Source organism: Kribbella polygonati (assembly GCF_050320105.1).
Classification (GTDB): Bacteria; Actinomycetota; Actinomycetes; order Propionibacteriales; family Kribbellaceae; genus Kribbella.
The window spans coordinates 7191591-7207458 of record NZ_CP190129.1 but is presented as its reverse complement, the minus strand read 5'-3'; the positions used below and the strand labels follow the sequence as shown (position 1 = coordinate 7207458).

14 protein-coding genes are annotated in these 15868 nt (G+C 70.1%); 5 read left to right on the top strand and 9 right to left on the bottom strand.

Annotated elements, in window-relative coordinates; translation table 11 throughout:
• Positions 1 to 6 precede the first annotated feature (6 nt).
• From ACQHIV_RS34460 to ACQHIV_RS34450, 3 genes are read left to right on the top strand one after another with little or no spacing between them, the layout of a single operon-like run.
• The gene (locus ACQHIV_RS34460; RefSeq protein WP_427888395.1) at positions 7 to 1257 is read left to right on the top strand and encodes an ABC transporter substrate-binding protein; all 1251 of its coding nucleotides are present in this window, start codon (positions 7 to 9) and stop codon (positions 1255 to 1257) included.
• The gene (locus ACQHIV_RS34455; RefSeq protein WP_427888393.1) at positions 1254 to 2192 is read left to right on the top strand and encodes a carbohydrate ABC transporter permease; all 939 of its coding nucleotides are present in this window, start codon (positions 1254 to 1256) and stop codon (positions 2190 to 2192) included. The genes ACQHIV_RS34460 and ACQHIV_RS34455 overlap by 4 nt, the downstream gene beginning before the upstream one ends.
• The gene (locus ACQHIV_RS34450) at positions 2182 to 3006 is read left to right on the top strand and encodes a carbohydrate ABC transporter permease (RefSeq protein ID WP_427888391.1); all 825 of its coding nucleotides are present in this window, start codon (positions 2182 to 2184) and stop codon (positions 3004 to 3006) included. The genes ACQHIV_RS34455 and ACQHIV_RS34450 overlap by 11 nt, the downstream gene beginning before the upstream one ends.
• Here ACQHIV_RS34450 and hemB read toward each other — a convergent pair.
• The 7 genes from hemB to ACQHIV_RS34415 all read right to left on the bottom strand — a co-directional run bounded on the left by hemB (position 3003) and on the right by ACQHIV_RS34415 (position 10415).
• The gene (gene hemB, locus ACQHIV_RS34445) at positions 3003 to 3986 is read right to left on the bottom strand and encodes a porphobilinogen synthase (RefSeq protein ID WP_427888388.1); all 984 of its coding nucleotides are present in this window, start codon (positions 3984 to 3986) and stop codon (positions 3003 to 3005) included. The genes ACQHIV_RS34450 and hemB overlap by 4 nt on opposite strands.
• A gap of 6 nt (positions 3987 to 3992) precedes the next feature.
• A complete protein-coding gene (locus ACQHIV_RS34440) occupies positions 3993 to 5729 on the bottom strand; it encodes a uroporphyrinogen-III synthase (protein ID WP_427888386.1) in 1737 nt (578 codons plus the stop codon).
• Complete coding sequence (gene hemC, locus ACQHIV_RS34435) at positions 5726 to 6619, bottom strand: hydroxymethylbilane synthase (RefSeq protein WP_427888384.1); 894 nt, start codon at positions 6617 to 6619, stop codon at positions 5726 to 5728. The genes ACQHIV_RS34440 and hemC overlap by 4 nt, the downstream gene beginning before the upstream one ends.
• Positions 6616 to 7887, bottom strand: a complete 1272-nt coding sequence (locus tag ACQHIV_RS34430; protein ID WP_427888382.1) for a glutamyl-tRNA reductase — start codon at positions 7885 to 7887, stop codon at positions 6616 to 6618. Before ACQHIV_RS34430 ends, hemC begins: the two co-directional genes overlap by 4 nt.
• Positions 7884 to 8639 carry a redox-sensing transcriptional repressor Rex gene (locus tag ACQHIV_RS34425; RefSeq protein ID WP_427888381.1) on the bottom strand — a complete coding sequence of 252 codons (756 nt, stop codon included), beginning with the start codon at positions 8637 to 8639 and terminating at the stop codon, positions 7884 to 7886. Before ACQHIV_RS34425 ends, ACQHIV_RS34430 begins: the two co-directional genes overlap by 4 nt.
• Before the next feature lie 100 nt (positions 8640 to 8739).
• A complete protein-coding gene (locus tag ACQHIV_RS34420; protein ID WP_427888379.1) occupies positions 8740 to 8976 on the bottom strand; it encodes a glutaredoxin family protein in 237 nt (78 codons plus the stop codon).
• A complete protein-coding gene (locus ACQHIV_RS34415; protein WP_427888378.1) occupies positions 8973 to 10415 on the bottom strand; it encodes a class I adenylate-forming enzyme family protein in 1443 nt (480 codons plus the stop codon). Before ACQHIV_RS34415 ends, ACQHIV_RS34420 begins: the two co-directional genes overlap by 4 nt.
• A 394-nt stretch (positions 10416 to 10809) precedes the next feature.
• On the opposite strand from ACQHIV_RS34415, the gene ACQHIV_RS34410 reads away from it, so the two are divergent.
• The gene (locus ACQHIV_RS34410) at positions 10810 to 11352 is read left to right on the top strand and encodes a sigma-70 family RNA polymerase sigma factor (RefSeq protein WP_130384882.1); all 543 of its coding nucleotides are present in this window, start codon (positions 10810 to 10812) and stop codon (positions 11350 to 11352) included.
• Positions 11353 to 11557: 205 nt separating this feature from the next.
• On the top strand, positions 11558 to 12685 hold the full coding sequence (locus ACQHIV_RS34405) for a DUF5667 domain-containing protein (protein ID WP_427888376.1): 1128 nt from the start codon (positions 11558 to 11560) through the stop codon (positions 12683 to 12685).
• Between the two features lie 1053 nt (positions 12686 to 13738).
• Here the strand turns inward: ACQHIV_RS34405 and ACQHIV_RS34400 are convergent.
• Together ACQHIV_RS34400 and ACQHIV_RS34395 are read right to left on the bottom strand one after the other, a co-directional pair.
• On the bottom strand, positions 13739 to 14842 hold the full coding sequence (locus tag ACQHIV_RS34400) for a lysophospholipid acyltransferase family protein (RefSeq protein WP_427888374.1): 1104 nt from the start codon (positions 14840 to 14842) through the stop codon (positions 13739 to 13741).
• The gene (locus tag ACQHIV_RS34395; RefSeq protein WP_427888373.1) at positions 14835 to 15842 is read right to left on the bottom strand and encodes an NAD-dependent epimerase/dehydratase family protein; all 1008 of its coding nucleotides are present in this window, start codon (positions 15840 to 15842) and stop codon (positions 14835 to 14837) included. The genes ACQHIV_RS34400 and ACQHIV_RS34395 overlap by 8 nt, the downstream gene beginning before the upstream one ends.
• Positions 15843 to 15868: the final 26 nt, after the last annotated feature.

The window sequence follows — 15868 nt, the reverse complement described above, 5'->3', positions numbered from 1 at the left end:
CCCCTGATGAAGAGACTGACAGCGGCGTTGTCCGCGGCCGCCCTGCTGGCTGCCGCCGGATGCGGCGGCGGCTCCGGGTCCGGCGCGAGTGCCAGTGGGCCGATCGACCTGCGGATGACGATCTGGAGCGCGAACGCCAAGCACCTCGCGCTGTTCGACCAGATCGCCGCGGACTACAAGAAGGACCACCCGGAGATCGGCAAGATCACCTTCGAGTCGATCCCGTTCGACAGCTACACGACCACGCTCACCACCCAGATCGGCGGCGGCAACGTCCCGGACCTGGCCTGGATCTTCGAGACCAACGCCCCGGACTTCGTCAGCTCCGGCGCGCTCGAGCCGATCGACAAGGACGCGGACCTGGTGCCGAGTACGACGGCCAACTGGGAGAAGGACGGCAAACTGTACGCGTACCCGTTGTCCACCTCGCCGCTGGGTGTCTTCGTCAACACCGACCTGGTGAAGGCGGCGGGGCGGCCGTCGCCCGCGCAGCAGATCGCGTCCGGGACGTGGACCTGGGACGAGGCCGCGAAGACCGCTGCCGCCGTACAGGCCAAGACCGGCAAGGGCGGCCTGGTGGTCGGTGACTTCGACTACAAGGGCTGGGACACGCTGAACGCGATCTGGTCCGGGTGGGGCGCGCGGCCGTGGAGCGAGGACGGCAAGAGCTGCCAGTTCGACCAGCCGCAGATGGTGGACGCGATGACGTTCGTCCACAAACTGATCTTCACCGACAAGGGGATGCCGGGGCCGGGTGTCACGAAGGACTTCTTCGCCGGCGACTCGTCGATGGTGCTGACCCAGATCAGCCGGGCGGCGTTGCTCGAGAAGGCCAAGTTCCATTGGGATCTGGTGCCGCTGCCGAAGGGACCGGCCGGTGACTACTCGGTCGTCGGGCAGGCCGGGATCGGCGTGTTCAAGCGCGGCAAGCACGCGGACGCGGCGAAGCAGTTCCTGACGTACTTCAGCAACGCGCAGAACTCGGCCAAGCTGGCGGAGTACTTCCCGCCGCCGCGCAAGTCCGAGCTGAACGCCGCCACCCTGGCGAAGGCGAACCCGCTGCTCAAGCCGGCCCAACTCGACAGTGTTGTTGTCAAGGGCATCGAAAACGGCACGATCAAGCCCAGCCACACCGGGTACGCCGAGCTGCAGCAGACGGTCCGCGCCGCCCTCGACCCGTTGTGGAAGCCGGACGCGGACGTCAAGACGGTACTGTCCGACGTCTGCTCGAAGATCAACCCTCTGCTGGCGAAATGACCCTGACGCTGGAGAAGCCCGCACGGTCGGACGCCCCGGCCGCGCGGGCGCCGTACTGGACGATGCGGCGGCGGGACACCGTGGCCGGCTGGCTGATGGTCGCGCCGCAACTGGCCGGCATCGTCACGTTCGTACTGGTACCGCTCGGCCTGGTGGTCTGGTACAGCCTGCACGAGTGGAACGTGCTGGGTGGCACGTTCGAGTTCGTTGGTGGTGACAACTATCAGGCGCTCGCGGACGACCAGCGCCTCGGGCCGGTGCTGCGGGCAACAGGCTTGTTCTCGGTCGGGCTGGTGGTGCTGAACCTCAGCCTCGCGTTGTTCCTCGCCGTACTGCTGAACCAGAAGCTGCGCGGGACCGTGGTGTTCCGGACGCTGTTCTTCTCGCCGGTCGTGGTCACGCTTGTCGCGTGGACGATCGTGTGGGGGTTTCTCCTGCAGGACAACGGCGGCGTGAACGCGTTCCTGCACGTCTTCGGCATCAACGGCCCGAACTGGCTGCGCTCCGGCGGTACGGCGATGGTGTCGGTGATCGTCGTACAGCTGTTCAAGAACGTCGGGTTGAACATGGTGCTGTTCCTGGCCGCGCTGCAGGGCGTGCCCGCGGAGCTGTACGAGGCGGCCCGGATCGACGGGGCGTCGGCGTGGGCGCGGTTCCGGCGGGTGACCGTACCGTTGATCAGTCCAACGATCCTGCTGACGATGATCCTGACGATCGTCGGGTCGCTGCAGGTGTTCGCGCAGATCGCCGTACTGACGCAGGGTGGTCCGGGGACGTCGACGACGGTCCTTGTCTACTACCTGTATCAGCAGGCGTTCCAGTTCCACCACTTCGGGTACGGCGCGACGCTGTCGCTGGTGCTGTTCCTGATCGTGCTGGTGCTGACGGTGATCCAGTGGCAGATGCGGAAGAAGTGGGTGTTTCATGAGGCTTAAGCTGCTGGTGTACGGCGTACTGCTGGTGTGTTGTGTGCCGTTCGTGTTCCCGATCTGGTGGATGGCGACGACGTCACTCAAGCCGGTGTCGGAGATCTTCGCGTTCCCGCCGTCGCTGCTGCCCGGGTCGCCGACGCTGGATGCGTACAAGCAGGTGTTCGCGCTGCAGCCGTTCGGGCGGCAGTATGTGAACAGCCTCTACATCGCGCTGGTGGTGACTCTGGGCACGCTGGCGGTCTCGTCACTCGCGGGCTACGCGTTCGCGCGAGTGAAGTTCCGCGGCTCCGGAGTCGTCTTCCTGATCGTCCTCACCGGCCTGCTGGTGCCGAACGAGGTGACGATCATCCCGCTGTACAAGATGTTCGACGCGTTCGGCCTGGTGGACACGCACTGGCCGCTCATCCTGATCCCGATGCTCGGCGCCCCCAGCGTGCTGGCGACGTTCATCATGCGCCAGTTCTTCATCACGCTCCCCGCCGAACTCGAGGAAGCCGGCCGCGTCGACGGCCTCGGCCGCTTCGGCCTCTTCTACCGCATCTGCCTACCGTTGGCGCGGCCGGCGATCGGCGCGGTAGCCATCTTCACGTTCCTGCACAGCTGGAACCTCTACCTGGAACCGATCGTCTTCCTCTCCTCCAAACAGAAGTTCACCATCCCCCAAGCCCTCACCCAGTACGTAGACGCCTACGGCGGCCCCATGTGGAACACCCAACTCGCCGCCGCAACCCTCTCCGCCCTCCCCGTCCTCATCATCTTCGTCCTCGCCCAACGCCACTTCGTCGAAGGCCTAGCCCAAACGGGGCTGAAGGGCTAGCGGTTGAGGAGGTGGGCGGCGGCTTCTGTTGCCCAGTAGGTGAGGATGGTGTCGGCGCCGGCTCGGCGGATGGCGGTGAGGGTTTCGAGGATGGCTGCTTCGCGGTTGATCCAGCCGTTGGCGGCGGCGGCCTCGACCATCGCGTACTCGCCGGAGATGTTGTACGCCGCGACCGGGACGTTCACGTGGTCGCGGACCTGGCGGATGATGTCGAGGTACGCCAGGGCGGGCTTCACCATCACGAGGTCGGCGCCTTCGGCGATGTCGAGGTCGACCTCGCGGATGGCGTCGCGGGAGTTGGCGTTGTCCTGCTGGTACGTCTTGCGGTCCCCGGTCAGCGACGAGTCGACGGCCTCGCGGAACGGGCCGAAGAACGCCGACGCGTACTTCACGGCGTATGCGAGGATCACGGTGTCGACGAAGCCGGCCGCATCGAGGGCCTTCCGTACGACGCCGACCTGGCCGTCCATCATCCCGGACGGGCCGACGACGTGCGCGCCGGCGGACGCCTGCGCGACGCCCATCTCGGCGTAGATCTTCAGCGTCGCGTCGTTGTCGACGCGGCCCTCGGAGTCGAGCACGCCGCAGTGCCCGTGGGAGGTGAACTCGTCCAGGCAGAGGTCCGACATCACCAGCAGCGCGTTGCCGACCTCGGACACCGCGTCCGCGATCGCCACGTTGAGGATGCCGTCAGGGTCCAGCGCGCCGGACCCGACCGGATCCTTCGAAGTCGGTACGCCGAACAGCATCACACCGCCCAGCCCCAGCTGAGCCGCCTCCGCGACCGCCTTCCGCGCGGTGTCCCGGGTGTGCTGGACGACGCCCGGCATCGACCGGATCGGGATCGGCTCGCGCGCGTCCTCCCGGACGAACATCGGCAGGATCAGCTGCCGGGGTTCGATGCTGGTCTCCGCGACCAGTCGACGCACCGCCGCCGACGACCGAAGCCGCCGCGGCCTGACCTCCGGGAATCCAGACACAATGCCTCAGCTCTTACGACGTGAACCCGGGCGACGTTCGGACGGACGGGTGACCGGCTCACCGGCCTCCACCATGGTGTCACGGCGGTCCGCACCGAACCGGGCCAGGGCGTCGGCCAGCTCCTCGACGGACGGCGACTCGGCCATCGCGTCGACGCGCAGGCCGTGCTCCTCGGCGGTCTTCAGCGTCGCCGGGCCGATCACCGCGATCACCGTGGACGCGTGCGGCTTGCCCGCGATGCCGACCAGGTTCCGGACCGTGGACGACGAGGTGAACACCACCGCGTCGAACTTGCCGGACTTGATCGCCTCGCGGGTCGGCGCCGGCGGCGGGGCGGCCCGGACGGTCCGGTACGCCGTCACGTCGTCGACCTCCCAGCCGAGATCGGTCAGGCCCGCGACCAGGGTCTCGGTGGCGATGTCCGCGCGCGGCAGGAAGACCCGGTTGATCGGGTCCAGCAGCTCATCGTACGGCGGCCAGTCCTCGACCAGCCCGGCCGCGGACTGCTCACCGGACGGCACCAGGTCCGGGCGGATGCCCCAGGCACCGATCGCCTCGGCGGTCTTGTCGCCGACCGCGGCGATCTTCAGCCCGGAGAACGCCCGCGCGTCCAGCCCGTACTCGTCGAACTTCTCCCGGACCGCCTTCACCGCGTTGACCGAGGTGAACGCGACCCATTCGTAGCGGCCCTCGACCAGCCCACGGATCGCCTTGTCCATCTGCTGCGGGTTCCGCGGCGGCTCGACGGAGATCGTCGGCACCTCTTCCGGCATCGCGCCGTACCGGCGCAGCCGGTCCATCAGCGGGCCGGCCTGGTCCTTGGTCCGCGGGACCAGGATCCGCCAGCCGAACAGCGGCTTGGTCTCGAACCAGGACAGCGCCTCGCGCTGCTCGACCACCGCGCCGACCACGATCACGGCCTCGCCGGTGACCTTGGACGTCCGCAGGTCGGTGACGATCGTCTCCAGCGTGCCGACCACGCTGGTCTGCGAGGTCGTCGTACCGCCGACCGTCACGGCGACCGGGGTGGCGGCGTCGAAACCGCCCTCGACCAGCGCGGCGACGGTCTCCTTCAACGTCTCCACGGCGTTCAGCAGGACGAGCGTCTGCTTCGGCTGCAGGCGGGTCAGGTCGAGCTTGTTCTCGGCGAGGTCGACGACGGTGACCTCGCGGTCGCCCTTCATCGTCAGCGGGATCCCGGCGTACGTCGGGACCGCGCTCAGCTCGCTGACACCCGGGACCACGTTGAACGCGATGCCGGCCTTCTTGCAGGCGGCGGCCTCCTCGGCGCCGCTGGAGAAGGTGAACGGGTCGCCGCTGAGCAGCCGCACCACGTTCGCCGCGGTCTTGGCGGTCTTCACCACGAGCCGTGCGCGGGCGGCCACCCGGAGCGCCCGGCTGCCCTCAGCGCCGGAGCCGTCCACGACCTCGACGCCGGCCTTGCAGTAGCTCAGGAACGCGTCGTGTTCGGGGCCTTCGACAACCACCGCGTCGGCGCCCGCGAGCACGTCCCGCCCGGCCAGCGTCAGGAGCGCCGGGTCACCAGGCCCGACCCCGACGAACGTGACATGGCCGAGCGGTTTGGTCTGCTTGACGGTACTGGTCGCGGCCTTCTGCGGTGCCGCGGTGGCGGCTGTCTTCGCGCTCACGTCTGCCTTCGCCCTCGTCGTATTCGTGCTCGTCCTGTGGGCCGTCTTCTGGGCCTTCTTGTGGGCCGTGCTCGTGCCCTGTGCCGCTGTCATGTCCGCTCCAGCAACTCGTTCGCCAGCGCCCTGCCGAGCGCCACCGGGTCGTCCACCGGCCCGTTCGCGGACAGCCGCCGTACGCCGTCCTCCTGGCCGAGCGCGCCGCGCAGCCACAGCTCCGGGCCGTCCTCGCCCTCGACCACCTCGGCCAGTGCCCCGACCGGCGCCGTGCACCCTGCCTCGAGGGTGGCCAGCAGTTGCCGTTCCGCGGTCACCGAGGCGCGGGTGGCCGCGTCCTCCAGCGGTGCCAGCGCGGCCAGTACGGCGGTGTCGTCCGAGCGGCACTCGACCGCCAGCGCGCCCTGTCCCGGCGAGGGGAGCATCTGGATCGGGTCCAGCGTCTCCGTCGCCTCGTCGAGCCGCCCCAGCCGGGCCAGCCCGGCCCGGGCCAGCACGACCGCGTCGACCTTGCCGTCGGCGACCAGGCCGATCCGGGTGTCCACGTTGCCGCGGACCCCGGTGCACTCGATGCCGAGGCCGAGCGCGTCGAGCTGCGCCGACCTTCGCGGCGCCCCGGTACCGATCACCGCGCCGCGCGGCAGCTCGCCGAGCGTCAGCCCGTCCCGGGCGACGAGCACGTCGCGCGGGTCCTCGCGGACCGGGATCGCGCCGATCACCAGTCCGTCGACCGGCGCGGTCGGCAGATCCTTGAGCGAGTGCACGGCGATGTCGATGTCGCCGGCCAGCAGCGCGTCCCGGAGCGCGCTGACGTAGATGCCGGTGCCGCCGATCTGCTCGACCGGCGACACCTTGTCCGCGTCGCCGGTGGTGGAGATCGGGATCAGCTCGACCTCGTGGCCGAGGTTCCGGAGCGCGTCCGCGACCAGGGTCGCCTGCGCGGTGGCCAGCTGGGAGCGGCGGGTTCCAAGCCGAATCGGGCGGATCATGCCTGCTCACCGCCCTTCGGGGTGGTGACCGCGTCGACGGCCGCCTGGTCGAGTGCGAACAGTTGCCGGAGCGCGTCGGCGTACGTCGGTCCGCCCGGATCGCCGCCGAGCTCCTTCACCCGGACCGTCGGGTTGTGCAGCACCTTGTCGACGACCCGGTGGATGGTCCGCTCGACCTCGTGCCGCTCGTGCTCGTCCAGGTCCGGCAGCCGGCGCTCCAGCCGGGCCAGCTCCTGGTCGACGAGCGAGCTCGCCATCGCCCGCAGCGCGACCACGGTCGGCGCCACCGACGCGGCCCGCCGGGTGGCCTCGAACGCCCCGGTCTCCTCGCCGACGATCCGGCGTACCTCGTCGATGTCGGCCTCGCTGCCGCCCGCCGTACCGACCAGGTCGGCCAGCGTGATCAGCGTGACGCCGGGGATCCGGGCCGCTTCCGGCGCGACGTCCCGCGGCAGCGCCACGTCCAGGACACCGAGCGGGTGGCCGGCGTTCCGGATCATCTCCTCGGTGATCACCACGCCGCGGGCGCCGGTGCAGGACACCAGCAGGTCGGCGTCCTTCAGGGCTTCCGGTACGTCGGCGAGCTTGATCGCCGTACCGCCGATCCGATCGGTCAGCGCGACCGCCCGGTCGTAGTTGCGGTTGGCAACGGTCACGCTCTGCGCGCCGTTGTTCATCAGGGTCTGCGCGGCCAGCGAGGCCATCGAGCCGGCGCCGACGATCAGCGCCCGGCGGCCCTCGGTCCCGCCGACGGCCTCCAGCCCAGCCGAGACCACCGAACGGCCGGCCGAGTCGATCCCGGTCTCGGTACGGGCCCGCTTGCCGACCCGCAGCGCGTGCTGGAACAGCGCGTTCAGGTCGGTGGCGATCGTCTCGTTGTCCTGCCCGGCGCGCAGCGTCTCCTTCAGCTGGCCGAGGATCTGGCTCTCGCCGACGATCATCGAGTCGAGCCCGACGGCGACCTGGAACAGGTGCGCGACCGCGCCCTCCTCGAAGTGCACGTACAGGTGCTCGGCGAGGTCCAGCAGCGGTACGCCGGTGATGTCGGACAGGATCGCGGTGACCTCGTCCATGCCGGCGTGGAACCGGTCGACGGTCGCGTAGACCTCGGTGCGGTTGCAGGTGGCAACCACCGCGGACTCCGCGACGGCGGCCGAGTTCCGGACCGCGAGGCCGAGCTTGGTCGCGGCGTCCGCGTCCAGCGCGACCCGCTCCAGCACGTCGATGGCGGCGGACCGGTGACTGATGCCGACGACCAGGTAGCTCATGCCCCGACACCCCCGCCCACACTCGGGAGATCCGTCAGACCGTTCAGCGCTGGTAGTTCGGGCACCTGGGGGAGCGCCGCCTCTCCGGACTTTCGTTGTTCGTGGTACGCCAGGATCTGCAACTCGATCGAGAGGTCCACCTTGCGGATGTCGACGCCGTCGGGCACGGACAGCACCACGGGCGCGAAGTTCAGGATGCTGGTGACGCCGGCGGCGACCAGCCGGTCGCACACCTCCTGCGCCGGGCCGGCCGGGGTGGTGATGACGCCGATCGAGACCCGGTCGGCCTTCACGATGTCCTCGAGCTCGGCGAAGTCGCGGACCTCCATGTCGCCGATCCGCTCGCCGATCAGGGTCGGGTCGGCGTCCAGCAGCGCGACGATCCGGAAGCCGCGGGTACCGAAGCCGGAGTAGTTCGCCAGCGCGTGGCCCAGGTTTCCGATCCCGACGATGACCACGGCCCAGTCCTGGGTGACGCCGATCTCGCGGGCGATCTGGTAGCGCAGGTACTCGACGTCGTACCCGACGCCGCGGGTGCCGTACGAGCCCAGGTAGGAGAGGTCCTTGCGGAGCTTGGCCGAGTTCACGCCCGCGGCGGTCGCCAGGTCCTCGCTCGACGCGGTGGCGATCCCACCGTCGGAGAGCGCGGTCAGAGCCCGCAGGTAGACCGGCAAGCGCGCGACAGTCGCCTCGGGGATGCCGCGTTCGGTTCTCGTCGGCGGGCCGGGGCGACGGCTGCTGGCACGCGTCACAATTCTCCTGGGAGCGGTTGGTTCACCGCGGTCTGACGGCCGGCGGCTCTCTTACTCTAGGAGCTTGTGAACGTGAGAACAAAATCGGCGAAAGTGACCCCTACCTCATCAGCGCTTTTCGCAGTCGGGCGGGGTCGACCCGCCAGAAGTCGTGCTGCTTGCCGTCCACGAACGTGACCGGGATCTGTTCGCCGTACTGCGTGAACAACCGGTCGTCCTGCGTGATGTCGACCTCGGACCACTCCACGCCCGCCTCGGCACAGACCGCCCGGATGATCTCCCGGGCGTCGTCGCACAGATGACAGCCGGGCTTCCCGTACATCACAACCCTGCTCATCGGTCCCGCAACCGTCCCTTCGCGACCTTGCCGGTGACCGAGTGCGGCAACTGGTCCACCACCTCGATCTCGACCGGGCACTTGAACCGGGCCAGCCGGGCCTCGGCGTACTCGCGAACCGTTGCGAGGTCGACCGATGCGTCCGGCAACGGCACCACGAACGCCTTCACCGCCTCGCCGGTCTCTTCGGACGGTACGCCGATCACCGCGGCCTCGCGGACGCCCGGGGCACCGACCAGGACGTCCTCGACCTCGCTCGGGAAGACGTTGAAGCCGGACACGATGATCAGCTCGCGCAGCCGGTCGACCAGGAACAGGTCGCCGTCGGCGTCCAGGAACCCGACGTCACCGGTGCGGTACCAGCCGTCCGCGTCCGGGCCGCCGTCGCCGTCCGGCCAGTAGCCGGAGAACAGGTTGCCGCCGCGGATCAGGATCTCGCCCGGGTCGTCGCCCTCGACGTCCTCGCCCTGCTCGTCGGCGATCCGGACCTCGACGTTCGGCAGCGGGCGGCCGACCGAGCCCGGCTTCGGGGCGGCCTCGCCGAGCGTCGTGGTGACGCCCGGCGACGCCTCGGTCAGCCCGTAGCCCTGGTGGACGTGCAGGCCGGCGGCCTGTTCGAACCGGTCCGCCAGCCCGCGCTCGAGCGTGGACGCCCCGGTCAGTACGACCTTGACGGTCTTCAGCCCGGTACGGAGGTCCGGGCGGGAGAGCAGCGCGTGCAGGGCCGGCGGGGCGAGCGGCAGCCGGGTCACGCCGTACCGGCCGATCAGCTCGAGGGTCTGCTCGGGGTCGAAGCGGCGTTGGACGATCAGCGCGGCGCCGGTGGCGACCGCCCAGCCGAGGACCGCGTTCAGGCCGAACGCGTGGAACATCGGCAGCACCCCGAGCACCACGTCCTCGGGGCCCATCCGGTCCTCACCGAGCTGCGTGAGGTTGTGCACATTCGCCGAAAGTGCCCGATGGGTGAGCATCGCGGCCCGCGGATCTCCACTGGTTCCGGAGGTGTAGAGCAGCACCGCGAGCGACTCGGGATCGATCGGCGGCGGTAACGGAGCGTCACCCTGGAGCTCGTCGGGGGCCACCGTCCGGACCCCCTCGACCCGGTCCGCGAGGACCGCGTCGACGATCGCCAGGCGCGCCCCGGAGTGCTCCGCGACGGTCGCCAGCTCGGGCTTGGTGAGGCCGGTGTTGAGCGGTACTGCGACCAGTCCGGCGCGAAGAACGCCCAGGTAGGACGTGACGAACTCGATGCTGTTGGCAACCAGGAGCAGCACCCGGTACCCCGGCACCAGGCCGGCCGCGGCGAGCCCCTGCGCGGTCCGGTCGACGGCCTGGTCGAGCTCGCTCCAGGTCAGCCGCCGATCCCCGTCGACCAGCGCGGGACGCCCGCCATGACGTTGCGCTGTGTCACGAAGGATGTCCGCGAAATTCACGTTCACCAGGCGAGTCTGTCACGCCCGGGATCCGGGCCGGGAGCAACCAGCTTGGCCAGAACGGTTGCAGCGGAGCGTGACCACCGATATACAGGTGACTTCGCGGCCGAGCTTCTTCAGAACCTCACACTGCAGAAACCCGTCCGCGCGGGGATCCTCATGCGCGATGTACCAACTCCCCGACAGCAGGCTGCTCCGTACACAGCGGACGCAGTCCGCTGGCGCATTCGTGACCATCGGACCGGACGGAAGGCGGCACGCCCCAGCCTGTTGACAGCACGTGCCTGTGCGGTAACGCTCTGTGCTGAAGCAGTCACTGAGGCCATTCGCGGATGTGTCGAACGACGTGTCAGTCGAACGGGGAGACAACTTGACCACGCCGGAACCAAGTCCGGACGGGATGCGACGGGCAGAGCTCGTCGATCGCGCCCAGGCCGGGGACGTCGGTGCCTTCGGTGAGCTGTACGACGAGTACTCGCTCACCGTCTATCGCTACATCTACGCCCGGGTGTCGTCATCGGCACTCGCCGAGGACCTGACCAGCGAGACGTTCGTCCGGGCGCTGCGCGCGCTCGACTCGTTCCGCTGGCAGGGCCGGGACTTCGGCGCCTGGCTGGTGACGATCGCCCGGAACCTGATCACCGACCACTACAAGTCCGGCCGGGTCCGGCTCGAAGTGGTCACCGACGAGATCGAGACCCACGACCGGCAGACCGAGGGCCCGGAGATCGACGTACTGGCCGCGGCCACCGCGGAGGTACTCCGGGACGCGGTCGCCGGCCTGCCCGACGAGCAACGCGACTGCTTGACGATGCGGTTCTTCGCCGGCCTGTCGATCGCCGAGACGGCCAAGGCGCTGGAGAAGTCCGAAGGCGCCGTCAAGCAACTCCAGCTGCGGGCCGTCCGGCACCTGGCGAAGGTTATCCCCAAGGACTTGAGATGAGGCGGATGACAACGAACGTCTTTCGTAACCCGTCAGGGAGTTACCTCGTTTGCCTGATGAGGACCTGTCGGTGACCCCGACTGGCCATTGAGGAGAACGAGAACTCATGAGTGACCTACACAGGGCTCGAGCGCGCGCGGAGGCATTCGCGCACGCCGTCGATCACGGGCCCCGTCACTCCGCGCGACTGGGCGACGATCCAGAGTTGCTGGAAGCTGTGGAACTGGTCGGACGGCTGAGGACCGCCGGCGCAGTTGCACCGCGACCCGAGTTCAGTGCCGAGCTGCGGCACCGCCTGATGGAGCAGGCGGCGGCGCGGGCGGCGACCACTGCGACTCAACTGACGGTGCACACCGCACCAGACGACTCGGACGACCCGCCGGGTAGCGAGGACGTTGGCGCGTCCGTGACAGATATCCGCCGCCGCCAGGGCCGGAAGCTCCGGTTGGTGGCCTCGACTGCCGCGCTGGTGCTGCTGGGAGGTGGCATCGGTTCTGCCGCCGCCGCCCAGCAGGCGATGCCCGGCGACACCTTGTACGGGATGAAGCGCAGTATCGAGAACGTGGCGACCAACGTGGGCGTCGGCGACGACTCCCGCGGCCGGCGCGATCTCGAGCATGCGATGACCCGGCTGTCCGAAGTCCGTGAGCTGACCGACAACGGCGGTTCGGCGGGCACCATCAACGCGACCCTGGACGACTTCTCGGCGCAGGCCCGCAAGGGCGTGTCCCGGCTGCTCGCGTCGTACCAGCAGAACAGCGACAAGAGCTCGATCAGCGCGATCACGTCGTTCATCACCGGCGCCCGCCAGGCTTTGGTGGGCGCGACGCCGAACCTCCCGCCGGAGTCGTTGAAGTCCGGTGTCGAGGCGCTCGCCACGATCGAGCAGCTGGCACAGCTCACCACGGCCGCGTGCCCGAAGTGCGATGCGCCGCTGCCGGCCGCCGGAGCACCCAGCACCGGTTCGAACACCAACCATCCGAACCGCACCACCCCCGGCGTGAACGAGCCGAGCGACCCGGTCAAGGCCTCGTCGACCAACCCGAAGGCATCGTCGACGATCCCGACCCCGGTGGACTCGACCTCGCAGCAGCCAGGCACCACGCCGACCAAGGTGCCGAACACGACGATCGTCGAGGAGTCCACCGCTCCCCCGCCGACCGTCCTGAAGACTCCACCCAAACCGTCGCCGTCAAACTCGCCGATTGCGACGCCCACGGTGCTGCCTTCCCCCCTGACCCCGGCCACACCGTCGTGGCCATGGCCGTTCCCGACCACACCACTGATCAACCTTCCAGGCCTGATCCAAACCCTGCTCCCACCCTGGAAGTAACCCACCCCGCAGCCCCCGGCCCGCACCACAAGCCGGGGGCTGCGTCGTCCCCACCCACACCCCCGCCGTACCTCACCACCACACCACCGCCCCACCCACACCACCGCCCCACCCACACCACCGCCCCACCCACACGCGTCACCGGCGCCACCTCACCACCGCCTCACCTCCATCCGCCCCACCACACCACCGCTCCACCGCTCCACCGCTCCACCCACACCACGGCCCGCCACACGCACCACCGGCACCGCCCTCACCACCGCCCTCACCACCGCCCCACCCGCAGGCATCACGGCCTCACCTCACCACCGCCCACCCACACCGGCGCCCCACCCGCACCGCCGCTCCGACCTCCCGCACGGCTTCCTCCCACGCGAGGGGATATCCGTTGGTGTTGCCGGTTCTCCTCTGGTTACAAAAGCTGAGAACCGGCAACGCGAGCGGATATCCCCTCGCGAGGTGGAGCCGGGGGCGCGAGGTCCGCGGGTAACGCGGTCCCGCGTGGGGCAGGCGCGGGTTGGGCGGGCATGCGTGGATAGGCCGGCGCAGGGGTGGGGCCGGCGCGGCATGCGCCGGCGCGCGTAGGGCGGGTCCCGGCGGGTACCGGGCCGAGAGGACGGGCGCGAGCCGGGCGGGCGCAGGTGGGACGGGAAGTAGGACGGGTACGGGTCGGTCGCGCAGGCACGCGGGGGTGGCGGGCGCGGCGGGTGCCGGACGAGCGGACAGGCGCGAGCCGGGCAGGCGCAGGTGGGGGCCGGGGCCGCAGGTGGGGCCGCAGGTGGGGGTGCAACTGGGGGTGCAGGTAGGACGGGCACGGGTCGCGCAGGCACGCGGGGGTGGGCGGGCGCGGGCGCGGCAGGTCCCGGGCCGAGCGGACAGGCGCGAGCCGGGCGGGCGCAGGTGGGGCGGGCGCAGGTGGGACGGGTACGGGTCGGGCAGCCACGCGGGGGGGCGGGCGCGGGGGCGGCGGGTGCCGGGCCGAGCGGACAGGCGCGGTCAGCCGGGGCTCGGGTGGGGCGGGTGCGCGGTTGGACGGGTCTGCGCGGGGTGGGGTTAGAAGAAGACGCTGCGGCGTTGCATTAGGAGGGTGTAGAGGGTTTGCTGGATGGTTTCGCGGACCTGGTCGGTGACGTTGAAGACCAGCATCGGGTCGTCGGCGGCGCCGTCGGGGAACTCGTCGGTGCGGATCGGTTCGCCGAACTCGATCAGCCACTTGGACGGTAGCGGGATCAGGCCGAGCGGGCCGAGCAGCGGGAAGAACGGGGTCACCGGGATGTACGGGACGCCCAGCAGGCGGGCCAGCGAGGCGATGTTGCCGACCAGCGGGTAGATCTCCTCGGCGCCGACGATCGAGCACGGCACGATCGGTACGCCGGTCCGCATCGCGGCGCTGACGAACCCGCCGCGGCCGAACCGCTGCAGCTTGTACCGCTCGGCGAACGGTTTGCCGAGGCCCTTGAAGCCCTCCGGCCAGACGCCGACCAGGTTGCCCTGGCGGAGCAGGCGCTCGGCGTCGTCGTTGTTCGCCAGCGTGGCGCCGCCCTTGCGGGACAGTTCACCGACGAACGGCGTCTGGAACACCAGGTCCGCGGCGAGCGTACGCAGCGGGCGGCCGGTGTGGTCCGCGACGACGACCTGGCTGACGAGGCCGTCGAGCGGCATCGTGCCGGAGTGGTTCGCGACGATCAGCGCGCTGCCGTCGGCCGGGATGTTCTCGATCCCGCGCACCTCGACCCGGAACCACTTCTCCACCATCGGCCGCAACATCGGCAACAGCACCTGGTCGGTCAGGTCCGCGTCGTACCCGAACTCGTCGAGCTCGTACTCCCCCGTCACCCGCCGCCGCAAAAACGCCAGCCACTCCGCAACCCGCCGCTCCCCATCGGCCCCGAACAGCTCCCGCACCCCGCTCTCGAGCCGCCCGAAGTCCAGCCCGGGCTCTGTGGGTCGCTCCTCGGTGTACGCCTGCGACTCGACGGCCGGCTCTTCCGTCTCCGCAGCCGTCTCCTGGGTCTTGGACGGCTTCCGGTTGTTCTTCTTCGGGCGCGCCTGCTCGCCCGCGAGCGCGCGGGCGGCGGCGGAGGGGGTGGTTCGGCGGGGGGTGCCGCGGCCGGGGTGGCCGGCGGTGCCGATGGGGATGATGTCGGCGTCAGCCACGGAGGGCTCCCAGGCCGGCGTTCAGGAGGCCGGAGGCGCGGGTCATCGCGCCGGTGCCGAGCGACCGGCGGAAGTCGTCGAACGCCGCCGCGGTCGTGTACGCCGGCTCGAACCCGAAGTCGCTGCGCATCCGCGTCGTGTCCACACCCCGCCCGTACGTCAGGAACGTGATCTGATCCGGCGAGAAGTCCGCCAGTCGCGCCCGCCGGACGACAGCCGCCGTACTCGAAGCGGTGAACGACGGCAACCGCAACGTCGGCCGCCCGAGCCGGCGGATCGCCTGGGACAGCGACAGTACGCCGTCACCGGCCAGGTTGAACGTCCCCGGCAGCTCGTGCACGGTGGCATGCCGGATCGCCTCGACCCCGTCGTCCTCGTGCAGGAACTGCAGGCGCGCGTCGTACCCGAACACCGTCGGTACGACGGGCAGCCCGAAGTACCGGGTGATCGGGGAGTCGGTCTTGGGACCGATCCAGTTCGCCATCCGCAGCGTGGAGACGCAGACGTCGGGGCGGCGCCGGGCGAAACCCCGCACGTACCCCTCGACCTCGACCGCGTCCTTGCTCAGCCCGTGGTGATGGATCGCCCGCGGCGCCATCTCCTCGGTGAACATGGCCGGATCCCGCGGACCCGCGCCGTACACCGTGGTCGACGACTTCACCACCAGCTTCGCGACGCCGGGCGCCTTCTGGCACGCGGCGAGCAGCTGCATGGTGCCGATGACGTTGATCTCCTTCATCGACGACCGGCCACCGGCGCTGCCGGGGGTGGCCACGACGCCGGTGTGGACGACCGTGTCCACGTCCTCCGCGGCGATCACCTTGGCGATCACCGGGTTGCGGATGTCGGCCCGGACGAACCGGACCCGACCGAGCTCCGCGCGCGGCGGGACCACGTCGACACCGATCACGGTGCCGATCGACGGGTCCTCGGCCAGTCTCCGGGCACAGCGAGCACCGGCGTCCCTCGAGACGCCGGTCACCATCACCACGTGTGCCACGAGCTACCCCCAGCCGGACCGGGCGC

Coding starts and splice junctions, on each gene's coding strand:
- ACQHIV_RS34440 (WP_427888386.1), bottom strand. CDS start 5,729: ATGACAGCGGCACAGGGCACGAGCACGGCCCACAAGAAGGCCCAGAAG.
- hemC (WP_427888384.1), bottom strand. CDS start 6,619: ATGATCCGCCCGATTCGGCTTGGAACCCGCCGCTCCCAGCTGGCCACC.
- ACQHIV_RS34430 (WP_427888382.1), bottom strand. CDS start 7,887: ATGAGCTACCTGGTCGTCGGCATCAGTCACCGGTCCGCCGCCATCGAC.
- ACQHIV_RS34420 (WP_427888379.1), bottom strand. CDS start 8,976: ATGAGCAGGGTTGTGATGTACGGGAAGCCCGGCTGTCATCTGTGCGAC.
- ACQHIV_RS34455 (WP_427888393.1), top strand. CDS start 1,254: ATGACCCTGACGCTGGAGAAGCCCGCACGGTCGGACGCCCCGGCCGCG.
- ACQHIV_RS34460 (WP_427888395.1), top strand. CDS start 7: ATGAAGAGACTGACAGCGGCGTTGTCCGCGGCCGCCCTGCTGGCTGCC.
- ACQHIV_RS34450 (WP_427888391.1), top strand. CDS start 2,182: ATGAGGCTTAAGCTGCTGGTGTACGGCGTACTGCTGGTGTGTTGTGTG.
- ACQHIV_RS34410 (WP_130384882.1), top strand. CDS start 10,810: ATGCGACGGGCAGAGCTCGTCGATCGCGCCCAGGCCGGGGACGTCGGT.